The organism is Lacrimispora sp. 38-1 (genome assembly GCF_049890855.1).
Classification (GTDB): Bacteria; Bacillota; Clostridia; order Lachnospirales; family Lachnospiraceae; genus Lacrimispora.
The window spans coordinates 19,387-40,874 of sequence record NZ_JBANEW010000103.1 but is presented as its reverse complement, the minus strand read 5'-3'; the positions used below and the strand labels follow the sequence as shown (position 1 = coordinate 40,874).

At 42.7% G+C, this 21,488-nt stretch carries 15 protein-coding genes; 2 read left to right on the top strand and 13 right to left on the bottom strand.

Features of this window, described 5'->3' with window-relative positions:
* Positions 1-27 precede the first annotated feature (27 nt).
* The 5 genes from V7D18_RS27660 to V7D18_RS27640 form a co-directional block, all read right to left on the bottom strand.
* Positions 28-624, bottom strand: a complete 597-nt coding sequence (locus V7D18_RS27660; RefSeq protein WP_426159330.1) for a hypothetical protein — start codon at positions 622-624, stop codon at positions 28-30.
* A gap of 221 nt (positions 625-845) precedes the next feature.
* Complete coding sequence (locus V7D18_RS27655; protein ID WP_426159328.1) at positions 846-1,454, bottom strand: hypothetical protein; 609 nt, start codon at positions 1,452-1,454, stop codon at positions 846-848.
* Positions 1,455-1,458: 4 nt separating this feature from the next.
* The gene (locus V7D18_RS27650; RefSeq protein ID WP_426159326.1) at positions 1,459-2,592 is read right to left on the bottom strand and encodes a restriction endonuclease subunit S; all 1,134 of its coding nucleotides are present in this window, start codon (positions 2,590-2,592) and stop codon (positions 1,459-1,461) included.
* A gap of 47 nt (positions 2,593-2,639) precedes the next feature.
* Positions 2,640-4,145, bottom strand: coding sequence for an N-6 DNA methylase (locus V7D18_RS27645; protein ID WP_426159324.1), 1,506 nt, complete (start codon positions 4,143-4,145; stop codon positions 2,640-2,642).
* Positions 4,146-4,212: 67 nt separating this feature from the next.
* Positions 4,213-4,428 carry a helix-turn-helix domain-containing protein gene (locus tag V7D18_RS27640; protein ID WP_426159322.1) on the bottom strand — a complete coding sequence of 72 codons (216 nt, stop codon included), beginning with the start codon at positions 4,426-4,428 and terminating at the stop codon, positions 4,213-4,215.
* Between the two features lie 323 nt (positions 4,429-4,751).
* Here V7D18_RS27640 and V7D18_RS27635 point away from each other — a divergent pair, with 323 nt between their 5' ends.
* Complete coding sequence (locus tag V7D18_RS27635) at positions 4,752-5,021, top strand: hypothetical protein (RefSeq protein WP_426159321.1); 270 nt, start codon at positions 4,752-4,754, stop codon at positions 5,019-5,021.
* An 840-nt stretch (positions 5,022-5,861) separates the two neighbouring features.
* Here V7D18_RS27635 and guaA read toward each other — a convergent pair.
* The 3 genes from guaA to uvrA all read right to left on the bottom strand — a co-directional run bounded on the left by guaA (position 5,862) and on the right by uvrA (position 10,494).
* On the bottom strand, positions 5,862-7,403 hold the full coding sequence (gene guaA, locus V7D18_RS27630; protein WP_426159319.1) for a glutamine-hydrolyzing GMP synthase: 1,542 nt from the start codon (positions 7,401-7,403) through the stop codon (positions 5,862-5,864).
* Between the two features lie 83 nt (positions 7,404-7,486).
* Positions 7,487-7,717: a hypothetical protein gene (locus V7D18_RS27625; protein ID WP_426159317.1), complete on the bottom strand. Its 231-nt coding sequence runs from the start codon at positions 7,715-7,717 to the stop codon at positions 7,487-7,489.
* Positions 7,666-10,494, bottom strand: coding sequence for an excinuclease ABC subunit UvrA (uvrA, locus tag V7D18_RS27620; protein ID WP_426159314.1), 2,829 nt, complete (start codon positions 10,492-10,494; stop codon positions 7,666-7,668). Before uvrA ends, V7D18_RS27625 begins: the two co-directional genes overlap by 52 nt.
* A 280-nt stretch (positions 10,495-10,774) precedes the next feature.
* Between uvrA and V7D18_RS27615 the strand changes: the two genes are divergently transcribed.
* Entirely contained in the window at positions 10,775-12,748 is a 1,974-nt protein-coding gene (locus tag V7D18_RS27615; protein ID WP_426159312.1) for a YARHG domain-containing protein, read from the top strand.
* A 71-nt stretch (positions 12,749-12,819) separates the two neighbouring features.
* On the opposite strand, the gene V7D18_RS27610 is transcribed toward V7D18_RS27615, so the two are convergent.
* The 5 genes from V7D18_RS27610 to V7D18_RS27590 all read right to left on the bottom strand — a co-directional run bounded on the left by V7D18_RS27610 (position 12,820) and on the right by V7D18_RS27590 (position 21,482).
* Positions 12,820-16,209: an ATP-binding protein gene (locus tag V7D18_RS27610; protein ID WP_426159309.1), complete on the bottom strand. Its 3,390-nt coding sequence runs from the start codon at positions 16,207-16,209 to the stop codon at positions 12,820-12,822.
* Positions 16,190-16,840 carry a DUF4194 domain-containing protein gene (locus tag V7D18_RS27605; protein WP_426159307.1) on the bottom strand — a complete coding sequence of 217 codons (651 nt, stop codon included), beginning with the start codon at positions 16,838-16,840 and terminating at the stop codon, positions 16,190-16,192. The genes V7D18_RS27610 and V7D18_RS27605 overlap by 20 nt, the downstream gene beginning before the upstream one ends.
* On the bottom strand, positions 16,837-18,198 hold the full coding sequence (locus V7D18_RS27600; protein ID WP_426159305.1) for a Wadjet anti-phage system protein JetA family protein: 1,362 nt from the start codon (positions 18,196-18,198) through the stop codon (positions 16,837-16,839). The genes V7D18_RS27605 and V7D18_RS27600 overlap by 4 nt, the downstream gene beginning before the upstream one ends.
* 185 nt (positions 18,199-18,383) lie before the next feature.
* Positions 18,384-20,369 (bottom strand): ATP-dependent zinc metalloprotease FtsH, encoded by a 1,986-nt coding sequence (gene ftsH / locus V7D18_RS27595; protein WP_426159303.1) that lies wholly within the window; start codon positions 20,367-20,369, stop codon positions 18,384-18,386.
* A gap of 132 nt (positions 20,370-20,501) precedes the next feature.
* Positions 20,502-21,482 (bottom strand): ABC transporter permease, encoded by a 981-nt coding sequence (locus V7D18_RS27590; RefSeq protein ID WP_426159302.1) that lies wholly within the window; start codon positions 21,480-21,482, stop codon positions 20,502-20,504.
* Positions 21,483-21,488 lie beyond the last annotated feature (6 nt).

Here is a 21,488-nt window from a genome sequence, read left to right as displayed (position 1 = left end):
TTAAATATAAATTGTAAATTTATTGTACTAACAATTCTTAATAGAAAATTGCTCTACCATGATATGTTCTTTCCCAAAAGCATTCCATAATAATGGCTCTGTCTCACATGCATACTTTACTTCTGCATATTTATTTTTACTTCCTAAATCCCCAATTTCCCTATCTGTTAATAAGCAATTACTATTGATGATGACAATCATTAAATTATCGAATTTATCTTTTATTAATTGATATTTTTGATGTACTATATCCGAACCTATATACTCATAATTTACTTTAAACACATTTGCATGAAACTTACTTCGCCAAGATCTTTCCTTTTTTGAATTATGCCTATGCATACACTCAATATCATATATTATTTCACTCACGACATCTTCTGCATCTTTACTTGCAACCTGTAAACAAATCCAATTATCCTGATTGCCCGAACCATATAACCCCCACACATGCTTCTCTAAACAGCCCTTTTGTATTACTTCACATATGTTTCGTCTCTTTTCTTCTTCATCGATATTAGAACAAGCAAATTCACATATCACTGTATGATTGGGATTATTTCTTAATTCTTTACCACTATATACTTTACAGTTATATGGAAAACCACTCTCCATTATATACATACTTTTTTCCTTATTTCGTTTTTTATTTTATAGTATTATAGCCGATCCAGTGCTAACTTATTTTCAGCGTAATATAATATACTGGAAAATCATATCCATCTCGTGTGAGAATTAAAACATAGCAATTTTCCTGTAAAAGAAAGGCTATGTGCAATACATTCATCCAAGAAATTTTATTTTCCTTATGAAGTATATTATTTTATTGATTAAAGTTTATCGCACTAACGTTTCTGTCCCCTACAGCTACTTGGGCGCTCGCATTCATACTTATAATTAACAAATCCCTTGTGACCACACATACCATCTTCCCTGTAAGCACAATTATTAATATCTATTTCTTTTTTCTTAGGTTGTGTTGTCTTTTTTTTAATCACTGGCATGGGTCTAGTTTTTCCACACTCCGCAAAGAAAAAAGAAGACATAGATCTATTGAGCGTATCCAAAACTCTATTACCACTACTTACAATCCTCAATTTATCTAGTTCATTACCATCAAGTGGTTCTATCGACGTAAGCTTATAATAACTTTTAGGAAATACTAATTCATCAAATAATTCAGTTTGATAATATGCTGGATATCCTTCTTGTGGTTTTTCATAACTAATTTCCGTCACATCAGCCACAAATCCTTTACCTTGAGAATATAAAACAATTTTTGGTGCATCCTCATCTTGTATTGCTTTTATGGCCTTAGCGGAAGGAATAATACCAATTTTCCCAAACCAACAATAACCATTTTCTTTGATTACCTCTATGTGCTTATCAATACAGTCTTTCTTTTTCCCATAACGAAGTATCAAGACTTTCTGCCCTTCTTCTATTAAGGCCATTTAATCACCACCTAAAATCTATTTCTGATACATCCAATTCTCCAGACATTAGTTTCGGTAACAATGTATCTCGCAGCTCAGCAAGCTTTATATTCTCAACACGATTCTTTTCATATTCTTCCATCAATCCACCTGTAAGTACCTCAAATTTATCTAAAACGTCTACTGTTGGAATAATTATCTCTGTCTTCTTTAAATCACCTTGTGTAATCAAAGGCTGCGTTGATCCTCTATTCATACTAGCGTAATCAATTTCTTGAAGAGTTTGATATACAAATTCATATCTCGCCGTAGTAATTACAAGTGTATTATCTGAAGGCCAACATTTTTCATTAAATCTTTGAATAACTCCATGTGTACCAACTCTTCCTGTAACCAGAATCTTTGAATCATAAAGAACATCATTTGTATAACCCATTATCGATGCTGCTCCAACCAAAGGAATCGCGACATCATCCGTTTTATCAGTCTGTTTCATTGGAGGTCTTTTCCCACTTGATACTTCCGCTAAATCACCCAATGTAGCTGTTTTCCAGGTATCTGGGCAAACACCATCATAAAGTTCAAAATCAACAAACCAAGATTTATAAATAGCGCTTACTTGATCCGCTAAATTCCTATTTATCTTATTATTAACTGTAATTTTATCATCTATTTTTTTTAAAAAATCTCCAATAATTCTCTGTTTTTTTAAACATGGAACTAACAACTCCATATTTTCAATAACATCCGTTTGAACACGTTGCCTTCCTGAAGAACCTACCATAGATTTAATAGCTAGTTCTCTAACTGTAGAGCTACAAACAAGATAATAAAGAAAATGTGGATTTGTTATTCCTTTCTTAGCTCTTAGCACTATATATTCAGTTGAACCAAATCCCACTTCATCATCATTCAATACGTTAACCATAGCTGTCTTACCATTTTCCAAACACGGAGTAATACGAGCCATAATAGTATCACCATTTCTAAATTTTGTTCCACCCGAAAACACCTTATGTTCAATTTCAGGAATATCTCTGCAAAACGGTTGGAGCTTATCCATACCTATCTTTATAGCGATTTCCCCTTTCTTTATTGATTCACGAGGATTAAATTCAGCTATATTTTTTAAAATCACATTTGACCATTCTGACATTATTTTATTTCACCTCAATCTCTTAGTACGATAAATCACAATTTATCTTATTTACTATATCCAATAGCAGCAAGCTTCTTACAAATTTCGTCTTCCAGTTTATGTGATTCTTCAAATAAACCATATAGTTCCGTAGTAAGTCTAGTCATCTTTTCTTCAAATGGTTCTCCGTCATCTTCCTGCTCTTCAATTCCAACATAGCGACCTGGTGTAAGTATATAATCGTGTTTAGCAATTTCTTCTGTAGTCGCTACTGAACAAAAGCCCTTGACATCTTCGAGCGTACCTTCTTGAAATGCTGTAAAGGTATCTGCAATCATGTTTATATCTTCATCTGTAAAATCACGATGTTTTCGATTAAGCATAAATCCCATTTTTCGGGCATCAATAAAAATCGTTTTTCCTCTTTGTTTCTTATTTTTACTAATAAACCACAAAGTTACAGGAATTGTGACACTATAAAACAACTGCGTAGGAAGGGCTACAATCCCTTCTACTAAATCATCTTCGACAATTCTTTTACGAATCTCGCCCTCTCCACTCGTCTGTGTAGAAAGTGCTCCATTTGCTAAAACCAGACCAATTTTTCCATTCGGAGCAAGATGATGAATCATATGTTGAATCCACGCATAGTTAGCATTGCCTGATGGTGGTGTTCCATATTTCCAACGAACATCATTCTGTAATTTATCTTGTCCCCAATTAGAGAGATTAAACGGCGGATTTGCCATGATAAAATCTGCTTTTAATGACTTATGTAAGTCATTAAAGAAAGTATCTGCTTGATATGGTCCAAAGTCTGCTTCTATACCACGAATAGCCATATTCATCTTTGCCATTTTCCATGTATCTGCGTTAGACTCTTGACCATAAACAGATATACGATTCCTATTACCTCTATGCGCTTGTATAAACTCAACCGATTGAACAAACATACCTCCAGATCCACAACATGGATCGTAAACACGACAATTTTCAAAAGGTTTAAGAATCGCAACAATAGTTTTTACTATACTTTCTGGCGTGTAGAATTCACCACCTTTGACACCTTCATATGCTGCAAATTGTTGGATACAATATTGATATGTTTTTCCTAATATATCTTTATTCTCTTCTGTCTCAGTCATATTCATATTTGTAAATAAGTCAACTACATCTCCCAATACACGTTTGTCCAAATCTGGACTGGCATAATTTTTAGGCAAAACATTTTTAAGTGTCTTATTTTCTGCTTCTATCGCTCTCATTGCATCATCTATAATAGCTCCTATCTCAGGCGAATGAGCCGCTGAAGCAATTTTGTCCCACCTTGCTTCAATCGGTACAAAGAAAATATTATCTGATGTATAAGCATCCTTGTCATCTTCAAATCCATCCTCATCAGCAACCAACTCCTCATATCTCTTTTTAAAGGCATTAGAGATATAACGTAAAAATATAAGTCCTACAATTACTTTCCTATATTCTGCTGCAGGAATATGTCCCCACAAAACACAAGCAGCATCCCATATTTGTTTTTCAAACCCTGTGCTGGCAGTATTTTTCTCAGTCATTTTTTGTATCCTCCAATGATTTTTTCTATGCTTAAACTTCATTAAACATTATATATGTGTCCCATTTTCAGAACTCAATCTTTACAATATCGTCAAATCCGCACTTCAATTCAATACATATTCTTGCAAGAACATCTAATGATACTTGTTGGTCATTATTCATTTTTGTAAATGTACTGGGAGCAATCTTTGTATTTTTACGCAATTCGGTCTTTGTTATGTCTCTGTCTATAAGCAATTTCCATAAAGGTTTATACGTTATTTTTATTTGCTTATCTGCCATATTCTTTATCCTCCACTTGCGATAAACGATTTTTAATATACACAATCTATTATACTAAAGTGATTTTTTTTTACAATAGTTTTTTTTGAGTTATCGAAATGTCAGTCAATTTGTTTTCTGTATGTCAATCCTTCAATTCAACACCTTTTACTACAGTTTTAATCTATTTAATATTTAATCAAATTCTTCATACGCTTCACTAAATCCCGTACTGTTTCCAATTTCCGTCAAATAATCCATTAAATAATTAAATGCGTGTGTAAGTCTTTTAAATAAAAATCTTTCTATTTTTACTCGCAATGATAGTCTTTGACATTCAACTAATGTCTTATAAAGTTCCAACCTCTGTTTTTGCAAGCAAAAAAGCTCATGAGCAAAATTATCGTAAATATTATTGGAATTATGTTTATCTAGATATTATTGAAGAAAATAATCTAACTACGGATGAATGTCCAACTATAGAGTGGCAGGGTGGAGAATTATCATTAGATGAAGAGCTTGTTACTTTTACTGCATATGACCTAGATATTATTCTAAATACAATTAAACTCCCTGAAGTGCAAGAACTAAACCAAAGTCTGTTCTTGCAATAATTATTAATGAACCATTTTTAAAAGATACTACATGGAGTTTTAATTCATACTCAGCATTAGCAGATATTATATGTGATAAAATCACACATGGGTTAGACTATATTATTTTATCATCACTTGATATTAGCCAACGTAATCAGCTTCCCTCCCTTGCAGGCATACATGAGTCCATTCGATTCGTATTTATGCTTGATGATATGGAAAATATAATCCACCCTATTCCTGGAAAAGTTTTTTCTCAGTACTGTTATGGAGCCCCCTTCAGAATTAGTCAAGATTTTTATATAAATGATTATTCACTATTTAACACAATATTTAATCAAAAAACAGATGAAATAGCGCTATTATGTAAAAATGCACTTAGACGAATCGTTGACTGCTACTATATGAGCGATTATACAGTTCAAATAACATTATGTTTGACATACTTGATATGCTTGATCCAAATGATACAGAGGGAAAATATTTAAAAACTCATGTATTGCCATTTGTAGCAACAAGCAAAGCTGACCAGAATTTAGGTCAATGAGAGAAAAATATCGTAACCCATTAATTCATTATGGTAAAAGCATATATGATCTTACATCTGATCAATCTGAGATAAATAACTTGTTCAACAATATTAAACAGATTATTGCTTCATACTGCATTGCTATAACAAAGTTAAACGTTACGTCTTTTGAACTCTTAAATTCAGAGTTAGAAACTACAAAATTACAGCTAGACATAAAATAAAATTATTTACTCATTTTTTCCAAAAAGTATTGTCATTTGATTGTCACGAAACATAAAGAGAGCCTGCAAACGCACATAAATACTGGGTTTGTAGACTCTTATTAATTATTCAAACTCAATCGTAGCCGGCGGTTTCCCCGTACAGTCATACAACACTCGGTTCACGCCCTTCACTTCATTTACAATCCTTCTAGTCACAACCCCCAGAACCTCCCAGGGAAGCTCTGCAGATTCCGCAGTCATAAAGTCCGAAGTCAGCACTGCTCTCAAAGCAATTGCATAATCATAAGTTCTCTCATCACCCATGCATCCAACCGAACGCATATTAGTAAGTGCAGCAAAGTACTGTCCCAGTCCTTTATCTACTCCTGCCTTAGCAATCTCTTCTCTATAAATCGCATCTGCTTCCTGTACAATCCTTACCTTTTCCGGTGTAACTGCACCAATAATTCTTACTCCAAGACCCGGACCCGGGAATGGCTGACGGTAAACCAGATATTCCGGAATTCCAAGCTCCAGACCAGCTTTACGAACCTCATCCTTAAACAGAAGACGAAGTGGCTCAATAATCTCCTTAAAATCTACATGCTCAGGAAGTCCGCCCACATTATGATGGGACTTGATCACTGCAGATTTTCCAAGACCCGACTCAATAACATCCGGATAAATCGTTCCCTGAACAAAATAATCCACTGTTCCAATCTTCTTAGCCTCATCCTCAAATACACGAATAAACTCTTCACCGATGATCTTCCGCTTTGTCTCCGGATCTTCCACCCCATTCAGTTTCTCATAGAAACGTTCCTGAGCATTTACCCGGATAAAGTTTAAGTCATATGGGCCAGCAGGTCCAAACACAGCCTCAACCTCATCACCTTCATTCTTACGAAGCAGACCGTGATCAACAAATACGCAGGTAAGCTGCTTACCAACCGCCTTCGCCAGCATAACCGCTGCCACAGAAGAATCTACTCCACCAGACAGCGCACAAAGTACCTTTCCGTCTCCAACCTTCTCTTTAATGGCCTGAATAGAAGTCTCCACAAAAGAATCCATCTTCCAGTCACCAGTACATTTACACACATTGTAAACGAAGTTAGACAGCATCTTAATTCCTTCCTGTGTGTGCATAACCTCCGGATGGAACTGAACGGCATAAAGCCCCCTCTCCTCACATTCCATTCCTGCAACCGGGCATACCGGGGTATGAGCGGTAACAGTGAAGCCTTCCGGTGCTGTCTCTATATAATCCGTATGACTCATCCAGCAGATGGTCTTAGGACTTACACTCTCTAATATTTTGCTGCCGGCTACTGTGTTAACCTCTGTCTTACCATACTCGCTGACAGGAGCTGTAGCAACCTTGCCGCCCAGCATATGCGCCATTAACTGGGAGCCATAGCAGATTCCCAGAATCGGGATTCCCATTTCAAAGATTTCTTTTTCACAGCGAGGGGATTCTTCCTTGTAAGCACTGTTTGGACCGCCTGTGAAAATGATTCCTTTGGGATTCATCTCTTTAATCTTGTCCAGGGGCAGTGTGTGGGGATGGACCTCACAGTAAACGTTGCATTCTCTGACTCTTCTGGCAATCAGCTGATTGTACTGTCCGCCGAAATCCAGAACGATAATCATTTCTCTCTTCACGGGTATTCCTCCTAATTTAAGCTTCAACAAATAGCACTTTGGATAACATTATATTCTACTTCCTATGGCTTGACAAGCATTTTCTACATTTCAAAAAAAAGATGTCGAATCTTACAACCAAAGGTTCCTGTCAGCTTCTTTTTCTCACCAATCAGACAGAAAAAACGGAAAATACCGGAAATCCCCTTTTCCCCGGCTGCCGGCGGCAACAAGAGAATCATGGCAGGAAAATCTCCGGGATCTTCCGTTTCTAAATCTTCAACTACTGCTCTAAATACTTCTTCACATAATAACCGGTATAAGACTCCGGACACTTCACAACCTCTTCCGGCGTTCCCTGAGCAATGATTGTTCCGCCCTTGTCTCCGCCTTCCGGACCGATATCAATGAGATAATCGGCTGTCTTTATAACATCTAAGTTATGCTCGATAACAACTACCGTATTACCGCCCTCAGACAGCTTTCTCAAAATCTCAATCAGCTTATGCACATCTGCAAAATGAAGTCCCGTGGTCGGCTCGTCCAGAATATAAATAGTCTTGCCGGTTCCGCGCTTACTCAGCTCCGTAGCCAGCTTGATTCTCTGGGCCTCACCACCTGACAACTCCGTCGATGGCTGTCCAAGCCGGATATAGGATAATCCCACATCATTGAGCGTGGAGATCTTCCTTGCAATCGTAGGAACATTCTCAAAAAACTTCAGCGCTTCCTCTACCGTCATATTAAGAACATCATAGATGCTCTTTCCCTTATACTTCACATCTAACGTCTCGCGGTTATACCGCTTGCCTCCGCAGACCTCACAGGGAACATACACATCAGGAAGGAAATGCATCTCGATCTTGATAATACCATCACCGCTGCAGGCTTCGCATCGTCCGCCCTTCACGTTAAAGCTGAATCTTCCCTTGGAATACCCCTTTGCCTTGGAATCTGCCGTGGAAGCAAACAAATCACGGATCAGATCAAACACACCGGTATAAGTAGCTGGATTGGACCGCGGGGTTCTTCCGATGGGCGACTGGTCAATCGCAATAATCTTGTCCAGCTGTTCTGTTCCTATAATCTCCTTATGTTTTCCTGGAATCGTTCTGGCACGGTTTAACTTCTTTGCCAGCGCTTTATAAAGAATCTCATTGACCAGAGAACTCTTTCCGGAACCGGAAACACCGGTGACGCAGGTCATCACTCCCAGAGGGAATGTCACATCAATATTCTTTAAATTGTTCTCTCTGGCTCCCTTTACCGTGAGATAGCCGGTAGGCTGTCTTCTCTCCTTAGGAACCGGAATTTTAATTCTTCCGCTCAAATAAGCGCCGGTAATGGAATCCTTGTTCTTCATGATCTGCTTTGCATTGCCCACTGCAACTACATTTCCGCCATGCTCACCTGCTCCGGGACCGATATCCACGATACAGTCAGCTGCCATCATGGTATCCTCATCGTGTTCTACCACAATTACACTGTTGCCCAGATCGCGCAGATGGAGAAGCGTCTTTAACAGCTTGTCATTGTCCCTTTGATGAAGTCCGATACTGGGCTCATCTAAAATATACGCCACACCCACCAGACCGGAACCAATCTGGGTTGCCAGACGGATTCTCTGAGCCTCACCGCCGGAGAGAGTTCCTGTGGCACGGGTTAGTGTCAGATAATCCAGACCTACATCGATAAGGAAGGAGATTCTCGCCCTGATCTCCTTTAAGATCTGGTCTCCAATTGCATGCTGCATATCAGTCAGCTGCAGCTCGTCCATAAAATTACGGAAACGGACGATGGACATGTTGGTTGCGTCATATATATTCTGATCCCCTACTGTGACAGCCAGGGATTCCTTCTTTAATCTCTTGCCGCCGCAAGAAGGACAGGGCGTTATTCTCATAAATGTCTCATATTCTGCCTTGGAGGATTCGGAATAGGTCTCACGGTATCTCCTGGCAACATTCTGGACCAATCCTTCAAATGCTACATCGTAGACTCCTTCTCCACGCTGTCCCTTGTAGTAAACCTTGACCTCTTTTCCATTGGTTCCATGAATAATAATGTCATGTACCTTCTGGGGGTAGTCCTCAAAGGGAGTATCAAGACTGAAATCATATTCTCTCGCAAGAGCATCTAAGACTGCACGGGTATAGCTTCCCTTATCGGTACAGGACTGCCAGCCCATTACCGTGATGGCTCCCTGATCAATACTTAAGCTCTTATCAGGAATCATCAGGTCCTCGTCAAACTCCATCTTGTATCCCAGACCAAAACAATCCGGACAGGCGCCAAATGGATTATTAAAGGAAAAGCTTCTTGGCTCCACTTCCTCAATGCTGATTCCGCAGTCCGGACAGGAAAAGCTCTGACTGAAATGAATGGGCTCTCCGTCAATGACATCAACGGTCATCAGCCCGCCTGCCAGCTCCATCACTGTCTCAATGGAATCTGTTAGGCGCTTTGCGATTCCATCACGGATCGCCAGACGGTCCACAACCACATCGATGCTGTGCTTGATGTTCTTGTCCAGCTTGATCTCTTCGGATAGCTCGTAGAGACTGCCGTCAACCCGGACTCTTACGTATCCACTCTTACGGGCGCTCTCCAGAACCTTGGCGTGTTCTCCCTTTCGTCCGCGGACAACCGGAGCCAGCAGCTGGATTTTGGTCCGCTCCGGAAGCTCCATAATCTGATCCACCATCTGGTCAATGGTCTGCTTGCGGATCTCTCTTCCGCACTTGGGACAGTGGGGGATACCGATTCTGGCATAAAGAAGCCTCATATAATCATAAATTTCCGTAACGGTACCGACTGTGGAACGGGGGTTGCGGTTGGTCGACTTCTGGTCAATGGAAATGGCCGGTGACAGACCTTCAATGCTCTCCACGTCCGGCTTCTCCATCTGGCCAAGGAACTGCCGTGCATAGGAGGAAAGAGACTCCATATACCGCCTTTGACCCTCAGCATAAATGGTATCAAAGGCCAGGGAAGACTTCCCGGAACCGCTGAGACCGGTTAATACAACCAGCTCATTCCTGGGGATGTCCAGACTCACGTTCTTTAGGTTGTGCTCATTGGCACCTCTTATCTTAATATACTGTTTCGCCATACTGTACTCCTGTTATATCCTAAAATTCTGAATCTCACAACAATCGAATGCGGACTTATAATATGAAGTCCGCACCCGTAGTTACTCAGCAACCGGTTTTTCCCATTATAGCACAAGATTAGCCGCATTGCAAACATTTGTTCGATAAATATTTTAATAATGACTGCTTTTCTTAAAATCAATCATGCGTTCCTCTTCCGGAAGAAATTTATTTAAAACTGTCTTTCGAAAAAAAAGCATGGTATAATCATTATAAACCAAGAAAGAGGAATGAGAAAATATGAAACCACATCCATTGCTGCCAGTTGTACTGCTTGCTCTATCCTTAACCGCGTCCGGATGTAAGATGATTTCCCGGGTGGAGGAGACCCCTTCTTCGCCGGCAGAATCCCTTACGGAACAGGAACCCGCAAAACAGGAGCAAAACAGTACTGAAGCAGGAAAATCAAACACAGAAACGAACAGCAGTCGGGTAACAGTAAGAATCTGGTCTGCAGATAATAATGAGAAATATAGTGACCGGGGTACCCTGATCTACCGGTGGAACAACCGGGTTCCGGAAGTGATCATTCCTGATAAGCCCGATTCCCAGTATCTCATTAACCGGAGTTTAAGAGAGAACGACCAGAACACCAGGCGGTACGAGTTCATCAGTGACACGATGGAAATTCCACCTGCATCAGCAGCCGGAGATCCACAGAAAAATTATCTTTATACCTTTGATTATCAGGTGCTGCGAAACGACGGAACGCTTTTAAGTCTGAGGCAGAACGGCACCGATATCAGGGGAAATGAACGGAATGAAACATTTACCTTTTTAAGTTCCTATGATGTGGAAAAAGGAAAGAAGATTACGCTTTCTGCTCTTTCCAATGATCCGGATGGTCTGAAACTGGCCCTTGCACAGGCGGCGGCAGGCCAGGCATCTGCCGACGGCTCCAACGCTTCCCTTCTTAAGGAGATTATGTCTTCCGGCCTGAACCAATTTGCACTTTTAAAGGATGGAATTCTGCTGTCTCCAGGGTGGAATGCAGACAAATCCGGCTCTTCTGCCGGACAGGAAGCTCTGATCCCCTATGAACAGATTGAAAAAAACCTGAATGATTATGGAAAACAACTCATGGCAGCTGCACAAAAATCCGGAGATGAAGCTGTAAATCCAAAAGAACAGCCGGAATATATATTTCCGGAGAGCAGCACAAGCTTTCTCACCGGAGGAGACTTGCTGGAAGCAGATCCAACTGTGCTGAGACTGGCAAGAAACGAAATCTATGCCCGTCATGGAAGGAAATTCGATGCGGCGGATTTGCAGGAATATTTCAACAGTAAATCATGGTATCATGCTGAGACAGCCCCCGCTGATTTCAAAGAGGACTCATTAAATGATATCGAAAAGAAAAATCTGGATCTGATTAAGACAGCGGAAAATCAGCTGCCAGACAAAGAAATTACTGACAGCGGTGTTGCCCTGAATGCAGACAAAGATTATCTTCTGGACCTGGACGGTGACGGAGTGTGCGAATCCATTCGCTGGAGCAGCACCAATGTTACAGATGACGAGTATGAAAAAAATATCAAACTCTTTATTAACGGTCAGTACCAGACCTCCATTCCGGAAAAAGTAAGAGGCAACATAAGACTGACAGCATTGGACCTTAATAAAAAGGATAGGGAAATTGAACTTCATCTGGATATTTCCCAGGAATCCGATTCCATTTTCGCATTCAGCTTTTATCGTTACCAAAACGGCAGTCTGGAGCTGATTGGGGATCTGGCAGGCCCTGTCTGCGGCGGTAATGGTTCTCTGTTTCGCCAAAACAGCTTAAGAGCAGAAGGTGACGGCAATCTGGCAGTATCTGCAGATACTCCATTTTCGGGCTCTTCCCTCCTGTTTGGGTGTTACTTTGTAGATCTTGTTTTTACCTACGAAGACGGTAAATTTAAGGAAGTCCCTCAGGAGATTTATTTCAATAAGAATTATGATCTGATCACCAATGCGTTCCTTCATCAGAATCCAAATAACTATTATGTGTTATCACGCCCATTTCCTGTAACAGCCTCTATGGAAGGGGATACCCCCGCTTTCACTGTCAGTCCTGGAGAAACAGTCTGCCCCATTGGCTGGGCATTAAAGGATGGACTCTCTTATGTACTGGTCATGAACGAGGCCGGAGCCTGCGGCTGGGTAATGGAAACAGTCTGGGAAACAGATCCTGATACAGCATATTATCAGGCAGTTCCTGCCTGGGGATAACAAAATCACCTTGCTGCGGCTGAAATAAGCCGGGCAAGGTGATTTTTTACGTTATGAATACGGACAATTGTCTATTTTCCTGTGACGCCCCCCGCCTCCACGTCTTCCTCATCAAGCTCCCTCATCAGCTGGGGAAAGCTCTCCCGCTCAAATTCCTGTATGGAGATGGACTTCTTGTTAGGGTTAGCGAAAACAAAGGTCTTGTCTACATTTTCCACATAGTTCTGAATCTTATCATTGGTGGCGCTGATGATGGCCTGGAAACCAAGGCCTCGGATCAGCTCGATACAGCTTGCCACCTTTTCCCCATCCATTTTAGAGAACGCCTCGTCAAGAACCACAAGTCGGATGGTCGGGTTTCTCTGTATTTTCTGAGGCACATTGATCCGGTAAGCCTGGGCAAAGCTGGCAAGAAGCGCCACGTAAAGGGGATTCTGCCCCTCTCCGCCGGAATTCTTCTTGATCATCTTGCTTAAGCGGATCTTAATGACCTCATCCTCATTCTGGATCAGCTGCTGCATGTCAAAGGTCAGATAGGTGCGGTAATCCGCATACTTATCCATGTTCCGCTTCGCTTCCTCCATCTGCTCCGGAGTTGCATTATCCGGCGGAATGAAGATCTGGATCAGATCATTCATTAAGTCGCCGTACTGGTTTTCATGCTCCATGGTGAAAAGATTCATCTGATTATCCAGTGTATCCGTCAGCTGGGAAGGATTGATTTCCAGAGAATCATCCATGAACATGTCATAGTACCTGCCGTCCGGTCCCTTATTTTTCCCGATCACAAACTGATACTTGTCCTTTCCAAAGTCCAGCCTGCTGATAATCCGGTTCAGCTCATCCTTTCTCTGCAGCGCATCCCGAATGGCACTCCGGATCTTAAACATAAAGTCGTCTTTAAAATGAAGAACTGCTGACTTTGCCTGTTCTGCGGCCATGTTTTTATATTCTTCCAGATTTGCGCATTCCATGATCTCCAGAAGACGGTCATATTCCTGGTTATCTTCTGCAGTCAGGGAGAAATTCCGGTTGGGATACTTGCGGACATACTCGCCTCTTGCTGAGACAAGAAGGCGGTACGCCTCTTCCCGGGCCTCCTCTGCTCTCTTTAAAAGCGCAAAGTATCTGTCCTTCAAGCGGTCATAGCGGGGAGTCTCATTGCCTTCCAGAGATGCCTTTAATACTTCCTCCAGCTTTTCATCAGCTTCCAGCACGCGTTCCTTTGCCACCAGCTCCTCTTCCAGCTGTACAGCTTCACGCTGGAATTCTTCCGCCTTTCTTTGAAGATCTCCCATGAGACGGTCTAACGCCCTCAACTCCGCCCGTTTTCCCTCGCAAAGTCCTAAAACGGCTTCACGCTCCTTTTCCCATTCCTCCACATTCTGGGCCTTCAGCTTTTCCAGCTTCTGCTCCAGCTTCCTGATTTCTTTCTCTTTTTCCTTAAAAGCAGCCATTTCCTGCTGCCACTCCACATAAACCTCTGTCCCCTCTGTTAAAGCTTCCAGGGAAAGAATCCGGCTGCATTCCCCTATGATTAATTCCTGTGGCTTCTTCTCCGCCTCCATGGCTTCCAGATTTTTTTCAAGAAGACGGATTCTGCGGCGTACACTGTCCTTGCCGATATAAGCAGATCTGGTGTAATGATCGGGATTTATGTGCTGCAGACGGAAGGTGTGGTACAGCATACATTCCGGTGTCACACCGATGCGGCAGCTGCGAAGCTCTTCAAGGCTTTCGCATTTGATCACCTTTCCAAGAAGTAAATCCATGTAGGGCTGTAAATAAGACTCTCTCACAATCACTTCTTCTACAAGGGAATTCTTAAGAACCTCGTGTGTGCTCTCTCCCGCCCTCTCTGTGTCCAGAACTGCCACATGGAAAGCTTCACTCTGGTCCAGTTCCTCATAGACCTCCATGGCTGCCTTTGCATAGGCAGGTGCTACGACCAGCGACAGCTTATGGTTTCCCAAATACCCCTCTGCCGCATTTCTCCATTTCTCATCCCGGATATCCAGCAGATCCGCAAGAACGTGAACCTCTACTGCCTTGCCGATTTTCTGAAGAAGGCGCTGCTGGAGAAACGTTTTCGCCCGCTCCAGATGCTTTGGATAAGCTTTGCTTCCTGCTTTTAGCTGGGCAAGCTCCTCACTGGTCTGACGCTCCCGTTTCTTAATATCCCTCAAAAGGCTTTCCGCCTCTTTTTTCGTGTCTTCTGTCTCCGCCTGCATCTGGACAATGGATTTCTTTAATCTGGTAAGTTTTTCCTCATCAATGGTATTTTTCTCAAATTCCTCAATATCCCAGATGGTCTGGTTGGAGGTGGATTCTTCATCAATCCACGCATTCAGGCGGTCTGCCGTCTGCTGCCATTTCATCACACTTTTATTTAAATGATTCACCAGCTCCCTGGCTGAATCCAGCTGATTCTTCAGATCTTCATATCCGGTAGATGAAATCTGACGGAGAAGCTCTTCTCCCTGCTTTGTCAGATCATTAATCTGAACATCCAGTCCCGCTTTCCGCTCTTCCTGACGGGTATACTCCTCCCCCGAAAGGCGGATCTTATCCTTTAACGCCTGGATTCGGGTCTGATAGTCCAGAATCTCCATTTTGCGGAAATAATAGGTGTTTGACCGGATTTCTTCATCCTTTTCCATAACAGAATCGTAAAGTGATCTCATTTCCTTTAAATAACCAATCTCTACAAAGGTATCTTCGATCTTCTTTCTCATACGTCCGTACTGCATGACGCTTTCCTGCATGTCTTCGATGTGGATATCCTGTTCCATGCAGATATATTCCTTTACGAAATCCTCCAGCCGGATGTTCATCCGGAAAGGGATCGCCCGTTTAAAGAGCAGAGGAAACTTCTCCGAATCCAGTCCCCCCAGATAGACATCATACAGCTGTCTGCGGAACCGTTCATTATGGGAAGTGGTAAAATACTCATCTTTCTCAAAATGTACCTGCAGATAAGAAGTCACCTCTTCGATTGTCATGGTTCTTGTCCCGGTGCGGTACTCATTTTCCCATAACGGTCCTTTGTGCCAGAAAAACTTCCTTGATATTTCATTGGTAGCCGTCTCCACATCAAAGATAATTCCAACACACTGGCATTCCCCGTTATCGGTGCGTTTTAATTCCAGGGCAATGGTGGTGGAGAAATTCTGATTCCTTAAATAGGCAAATTCATTATTCTCTCCGATGTTTACCATTCCCCGCAGATATTCGATTAAGTTCCGGTCCGAATCATCGGCAGCAGCCTTGTTAAAAAATCCTCTTCCGTCGGTATTGGCATAAAGCAGGATCTGCATGGCATCAATGACCGTGGATTTTCCGCTGCCGGAATGGCCGGTAAAGAAATTGATCTCTTCATGTAAGGACAAGGTCTTACGGCTGATGTAATGCCAGTTATTCAAAAGTATTCTGGACAGAGCCTCAAAATTCTGATTCGTCATCGCTGTCTTCTCCTTCTTCAAATGATTCCAGCAGGGACCTTACGTCATCGCCGAATAAAACCACATTGATACTGGGATAGATGATCATGCGGTTGTCCCCGTCTAAATCTTCCAGAACATCAAGGGGCTCCAGAATCTGATATTTTTTCAGCAGAGCGATGGCACGGCGGATCTCCGTGACAGACGGCTGCTTTTTGAAAAGCCGGTAATTGCCAAGCTTGTCGTGAATCTCACTGATAGTGGTATAAACATTGACGCTGGTGGAAACTGCCGCCATCTGCTCATCGTAAATCAGCTTCAGCACCAGTAAGTAAAGGGTTGCAAGCTTGGGAAGCTTCTCTCCCATGGTGTCCTCTCCCTGTATGTAGATCAGCCCCAGCTGGCTGTTTTCCAGCACATTGATACCGCTGACTGCTAAATACGCCCGGATAAACTCCAGATGCTTGTTGCAGACTTTAAATTCCTGATTATAAAGGAAACGGTTGGAACGCTTATCAAATTTATGCTCCAGAATAAAGGTCTGTTTTAACAGCTGCCGTATGGCATCTCTTAACTCCGCCTTTTCTCCCTGCAAAAGCCCGTCATAATATGGAATCTGGCTGATTGGGCCAGTATATTCTTCATTTGTCATACTTCATTCCTCCTTACAAATACCAGCCGGGGATAACGGTACCTTCCGTTATCGATCAGCTCCGGTTCCATATCCTCCACCTGATAAAGGCTTTTTCTTCTTATGGAATAATCATAGGCCAGAATCAGTTTTTCAAATTCTTCCGGTGTACGGACCGTATCTTCCCTGACCTCCATGCGCCCCTGTACCATGCGGGACTCAATATAGCTTTCGATCTCCTTCCGGCTGTAACGGTTCTTCACCCGGTTTAAATTCAAAATCTCTTCGGCTGTCAGCTGGGTTGGTTCCTCATCCGGCACCAGCGTTTCCTTAAACTCCGTTCTGCTCTTTCTCTTTTTGTAAATGGATTTTTCAGAAAGAATTGCCATCTGGGATAAGTTCATGCAGTTTCCCGCCTTCTCAATTGCATCCTCCGGATCTTCCACAAGAGAAAGATGGTTTAATAACCGGATCACAAGACCTTTCATGTTATCCTCCTGATTGAGGAGATAGTTAAGCCTTGTTACGGTGGCGCGGATGTAGCGGGAGTGCTCCTTGTCCATATTGGAAATCCGGTGTTCGATGTCATCAAAGCCCCTCTCAATCTGGTCCAGTTTTTCTGCCACATCGGCTGCCGTCACCCGGTTGGCGCTTCGCCGGCTCATTTCCTCCATCCACGCCACATCCTCACGCAGACCGCCGATCCACCGTTTGATATCATTTTTATAAAGATAAAAATTATCCGACGTCTTTAAAATGTGGTACTTCTTTTTTACAATCTCCTCCACATATCCTTCCAGGTGCTCTTTTAACAGTTCTCCGTACGCCTTCTGCTCCAAAAGGCTTGCAAAGAACTTATCCATGTTGTGAAGCATGTCCTGCAGGGACTTGTTGAGCCGTTTCGTATTGATATAAGCCGTATTTAAAAGGCTGATTCCCGCCCTGGGATCATTTTTCAAAGAGAAGAGAATAGCGTAAATGTTCTGAACATAGATCTGCGTCTCATCCTCTTCGTCGCTGGAAAGCTTAAAAAATGCCTCAATCATGACAGCGGCATAATCAGGAATTACGATATTCACCGTCATGGAGGCATAATCGTCCACCTTGCGAAGCCAGCCTGCCCTCAAAAGCCAGTTTAATACTCTGGAAGCAGGGGGCAGCAGCTCATCCGCCTCATCTTCCAGCTCATCCTGCCAGATTACCAGCCGTTTCTGGACAAAATACTCCTCTAAAACCTGAAGGCACACCTCACGGCTTAAAAAATAATTGCTGTATTCATATTCTTCATTAATTCTTAAAAGCGCTTCTATGTAGGTGGACCGGTTTATGGAACGGAACAGTCCCCAGAACCGGTCCGGTATCTCATTCATCAGTATCATGGTTGTTTTGATTCCTCTCCCATCGCTTCGTTATCCCTATAAAAACAGACAGAAAGAAACGGCTATCATCCTACATGACAGCCGTTTGATTCTTCGTTCCTTATTGTATCTGATCCAAGGCCATTGCCTTTTATTATACCAAAAATCTCCATGTGTTACAATCAGTTTGTGAAGCGGTTAAACTATCATAACTCCGTTCTATCCTCTGAATCAGTATGGAATTCTTCTTTTTTTGCCTGTACTTCCTCTTTCACCCAGTCAGTCAGTCCGTCTTTCGGCTCCTCAGATGCTTCGTCTTTTCCAGACTCATCATCAGAATTAACCGGTTCCGGAATTCCTTTTGCTTCCCGGAAGATCTTCATAAATTCCTTGCCGGTAATGGTTTCTCTCTCGATTAAGAATTCTGCAATCTTATCCATAATCTCCCGGTTTTCCATCAGAAGATTCTTGGCTTCTTCATAAGCCTCTTTTAACATCTTCATGACTTCTTCATCGATCTGGGAGGAGGTTGCTTCTGCACAGTTCATAACCATTCTTCCGCTTAAATACTGATCTTCCTTGCTGGCAAGACCGATCAGTCCGAATTTTTCCGACATTCCGTACTGGGTGATCATGGCACGGGCAACCTTGGTGGCCTGCTCAATATCATTGGATGCGCCAGTGGTAATGGAATCAAAAACGATCTCCTCAGCCGCACGTCCGGCTAAGTAGCCAACCAGCATGGCGTGGAGTTCTTTCTTGGAGTTTAAGAACTTCTCTTCCTCCGGTACATGCATCACATATCCCAGGGCTCCCATGGTTCTTGGAACAATGGTGATCTTCTGCACCGGCTCTGCATCCTTTTGCAGCGCGCTGACCAGGGCATGGCCAACTTCATGATAGGATACAATTCTTCTCTCTTCCTTATTAAGAACTCTGTCTTTCTTTTCCTTACCAACCAGAACAACTTCAACAGCCTCAAACAAATCCTTCTGGGATACCGCATGGCGTCCGTTCTTAACCGCCAGAATGGCTCCTTCATTAATCATATTGGCAAGATCGGATCCAACAGCACCGGAAGTTGCAAGAGCAATGGCATCCAAATCTACTGTATCATCCAAAAGCACGTCTTTTGCATGAACCTTTAAGATGTCCACACGGCCTTTTAAATCCGGCTTATCCACGATAATCCGCCGGTCAAAACGGCCGGGACGAAGAAGCGCGGGATCCAGAATCTCAGGGCGGTTGGTAGCTGCCAGAACCAGAAGACCCTTGGAAGAATCAAATCCGTCCATCTCGGAAAGGAGCTGGTTTAATGTCTGCTCTCTCTCATCGTTGCCGCCGCCGAATCTGGAATCACGGCTCTTGCCGATGGCATCTACCTCATCAATAAATATGATACAGGGAGCGGATTCCTGTGCCTGCTTAAATAAGTCACGGACACGGGAGGCACCGACACCCACAAACATCTCTACAAAATCAGAACCGGAAAGGGAATAGAAAGGAACGTGGGCCTCGCCTGCAACTGCCTTGGCAAGAAGCGTCTTTCCTGTTCCGGGAGGTCCCACTAAAAGGGCTCCTTTGGGAAGCTTGGCACCAATCTTTGTATATTTTCCGGGGTTATGAAGGAAATCCACGATTTCTGTTAAGGATTCCTTGGCTTCATCTTCACCGGCCACATCTTTAAAGGTAATTCCTGTTTCTTTCTGAACATAGACCTTGGCATTGCTCTTTCCAACGCCCATCAGTCCGCCGCCGCCTACACGGCGCATCATGAAGTTCAGTAAGAAGCCCATTGCTGCAAATAAAAGAAGATAGCTGACAATGGTCTGGATGAAAAAGTTTCCATCCCGGCGTGTCCTTACGGTTTCCACACCAGCAGTACGAAGACGCTCAGCCAGGTTTAAATCGTTGTCCATTCTTACCGTATAATAGCTGACACCCGGCTTATATTCCCCCCATGTCTTCTTAGGAGTAATGGTGATCCTGGTATCCTCAACAATAACCGATTCCACCTGCTTCTCATCTACCATATTCATAAAGGTATCATAGCTTAATTCTTTATTCGTCCTCGTCGTTATGGCATTATGCAGATATGAAATACCTGCTACCGCAATCAGAAACGCTGTTACCCAGATAACGATGACCTGGGCATTCTTAGGCATTTTATTATTCTGATTCTTGTTATCCATCTGTGTAAATTCTCCAATCCGGATAGTTTCTACCCATTCTATACCTCTATCATTATAGTGTCAGTCTCCCCATAAATCAAGAAAAGAATTATAAAATACTTATAAACACGGGGACTGGATGCAATTCACAAATTAACGCTCTTCCCGGAAATAAGCCCGCCCCAGACTGGCCGGCGGCTGATGCTCTCTTTCCTTTCTTAAGCTGGTTATAATTAACACCACAATGGTCACGATATAAGGCAGTGCCTTAAAGATTTCCTGTGTGCTGCGGCTGAGTCCCGGAATGTATAAATATAGGATGTAAAGTCCTCCGAAAAGCAGGGAACCCCAGATGGCGTTTACCGGTTTCCAGAGAGCGAAGATAACCAGGGCGATGGCAAGCCAGCCTCTGTCTCCGAAACCGTTGTTGGTCCAGGTTCCGCCGGAATACTCCATGACAAAGTAAAGTCCGCCAAGTCCGCTTAAACCGCCTCCGATACAGGTAGCCAGATACCGGTAAGCAGTCACATGAATTCCTGCCGCATCTGCAGTGGATGGGCTTTCTCCTACTGCTCTTAAATTTAGTCCCTTTCTGGTTCTGTTTAAGAAAAAGGAAAGTAAAATTGCTAAAATAATGGCAAGATAGGTTAAAAAGCCATAAGAGAAAAAGGCCTGGCCGATGACTCCCAGCTTTGAAAGTCCCGGCACCGGTGTCTTAAAAGCTGCACCAGTCACTGCAACGGAAATCTGCCCTACTCCGCCTGCAAGCTTTGATAAGGAACCGCCGAAAAAGTTGCCGAAGCCCACGCCGAAGGTGGTGAGCGCCAGACCGGTTACGTTCTGGTTTGCACGAAGGGTGATGGTTAAAATACTGTAAACCAGACCGCCCAGTGCCGCACATAAAAATGCGCATAAAAATGAAATAATAACGCCAACCAGACCGTTTGGCTGTGCAGCGGAGTTCTCATAAAGGAACGCGCCGATCAGTCCGGCAATTCCTCCCATATACATCATACCCGGAATTCCAAGATTTAAATTGCCGGATTTTTCCGTCAGAATTTCTCCCAGAGCTCCATAAAGAATTCCGATTCCCTGACCAATGACTTTTTGAATAAATATTACCAGAAATCCCATGATCAT

What these genes read in the sequence shown, in the direction of transcription:
- V7D18_RS27615 (WP_426159312.1), top strand. Translation starts at nt 10,775, where the DNA reads ATGAAACCACATCCATTGCTGCCAGTTGTACTGCTTGCTCTATCCTTA.
- ftsH (WP_426159303.1), bottom strand. Translation starts at nt 20,369, where the DNA reads ATGGATAACAAGAATCAGAATAATAAAATGCCTAAGAATGCCCAGGTC.
- V7D18_RS27590 (WP_426159302.1), bottom strand. Translation starts at nt 21,482, where the DNA reads ATGGGATTTCTGGTAATATTTATTCAAAAAGTCATTGGTCAGGGAATC.
- V7D18_RS27600 (WP_426159305.1), bottom strand. Translation starts at nt 18,198, where the DNA reads ATGATACTGATGAATGAGATACCGGACCGGTTCTGGGGACTGTTCCGT.
- V7D18_RS27610 (WP_426159309.1), bottom strand. Translation starts at nt 16,209, where the DNA reads ATGACGAATCAGAATTTTGAGGCTCTGTCCAGAATACTTTTGAATAAC.
- V7D18_RS27660 (WP_426159330.1), bottom strand. Translation starts at nt 624, where the DNA reads ATGTATATAATGGAGAGTGGTTTTCCATATAACTGTAAAGTATATAGT.
- V7D18_RS27655 (WP_426159328.1), bottom strand. Translation starts at nt 1,454, where the DNA reads ATGGCCTTAATAGAAGAAGGGCAGAAAGTCTTGATACTTCGTTATGGG.
- uvrA (WP_426159314.1), bottom strand. Translation starts at nt 10,494, where the DNA reads ATGGCGAAACAGTATATTAAGATAAGAGGTGCCAATGAGCACAACCTA.
- V7D18_RS27650 (WP_426159326.1), bottom strand. Translation starts at nt 2,592, where the DNA reads ATGTCAGAATGGTCAAATGTGATTTTAAAAAATATAGCTGAATTTAAT.
- V7D18_RS27640 (WP_426159322.1), bottom strand. Translation starts at nt 4,428, where the DNA reads ATGGCAGATAAGCAAATAAAAATAACGTATAAACCTTTATGGAAATTG.
- V7D18_RS27605 (WP_426159307.1), bottom strand. Translation starts at nt 16,840, where the DNA reads ATGACAAATGAAGAATATACTGGCCCAATCAGCCAGATTCCATATTAT.
- V7D18_RS27645 (WP_426159324.1), bottom strand. Translation starts at nt 4,145, where the DNA reads ATGACTGAGAAAAATACTGCCAGCACAGGGTTTGAAAAACAAATATGG.
- V7D18_RS27635 (WP_426159321.1), top strand. Translation starts at nt 4,752, where the DNA reads ATGTCTTATAAAGTTCCAACCTCTGTTTTTGCAAGCAAAAAAGCTCAT.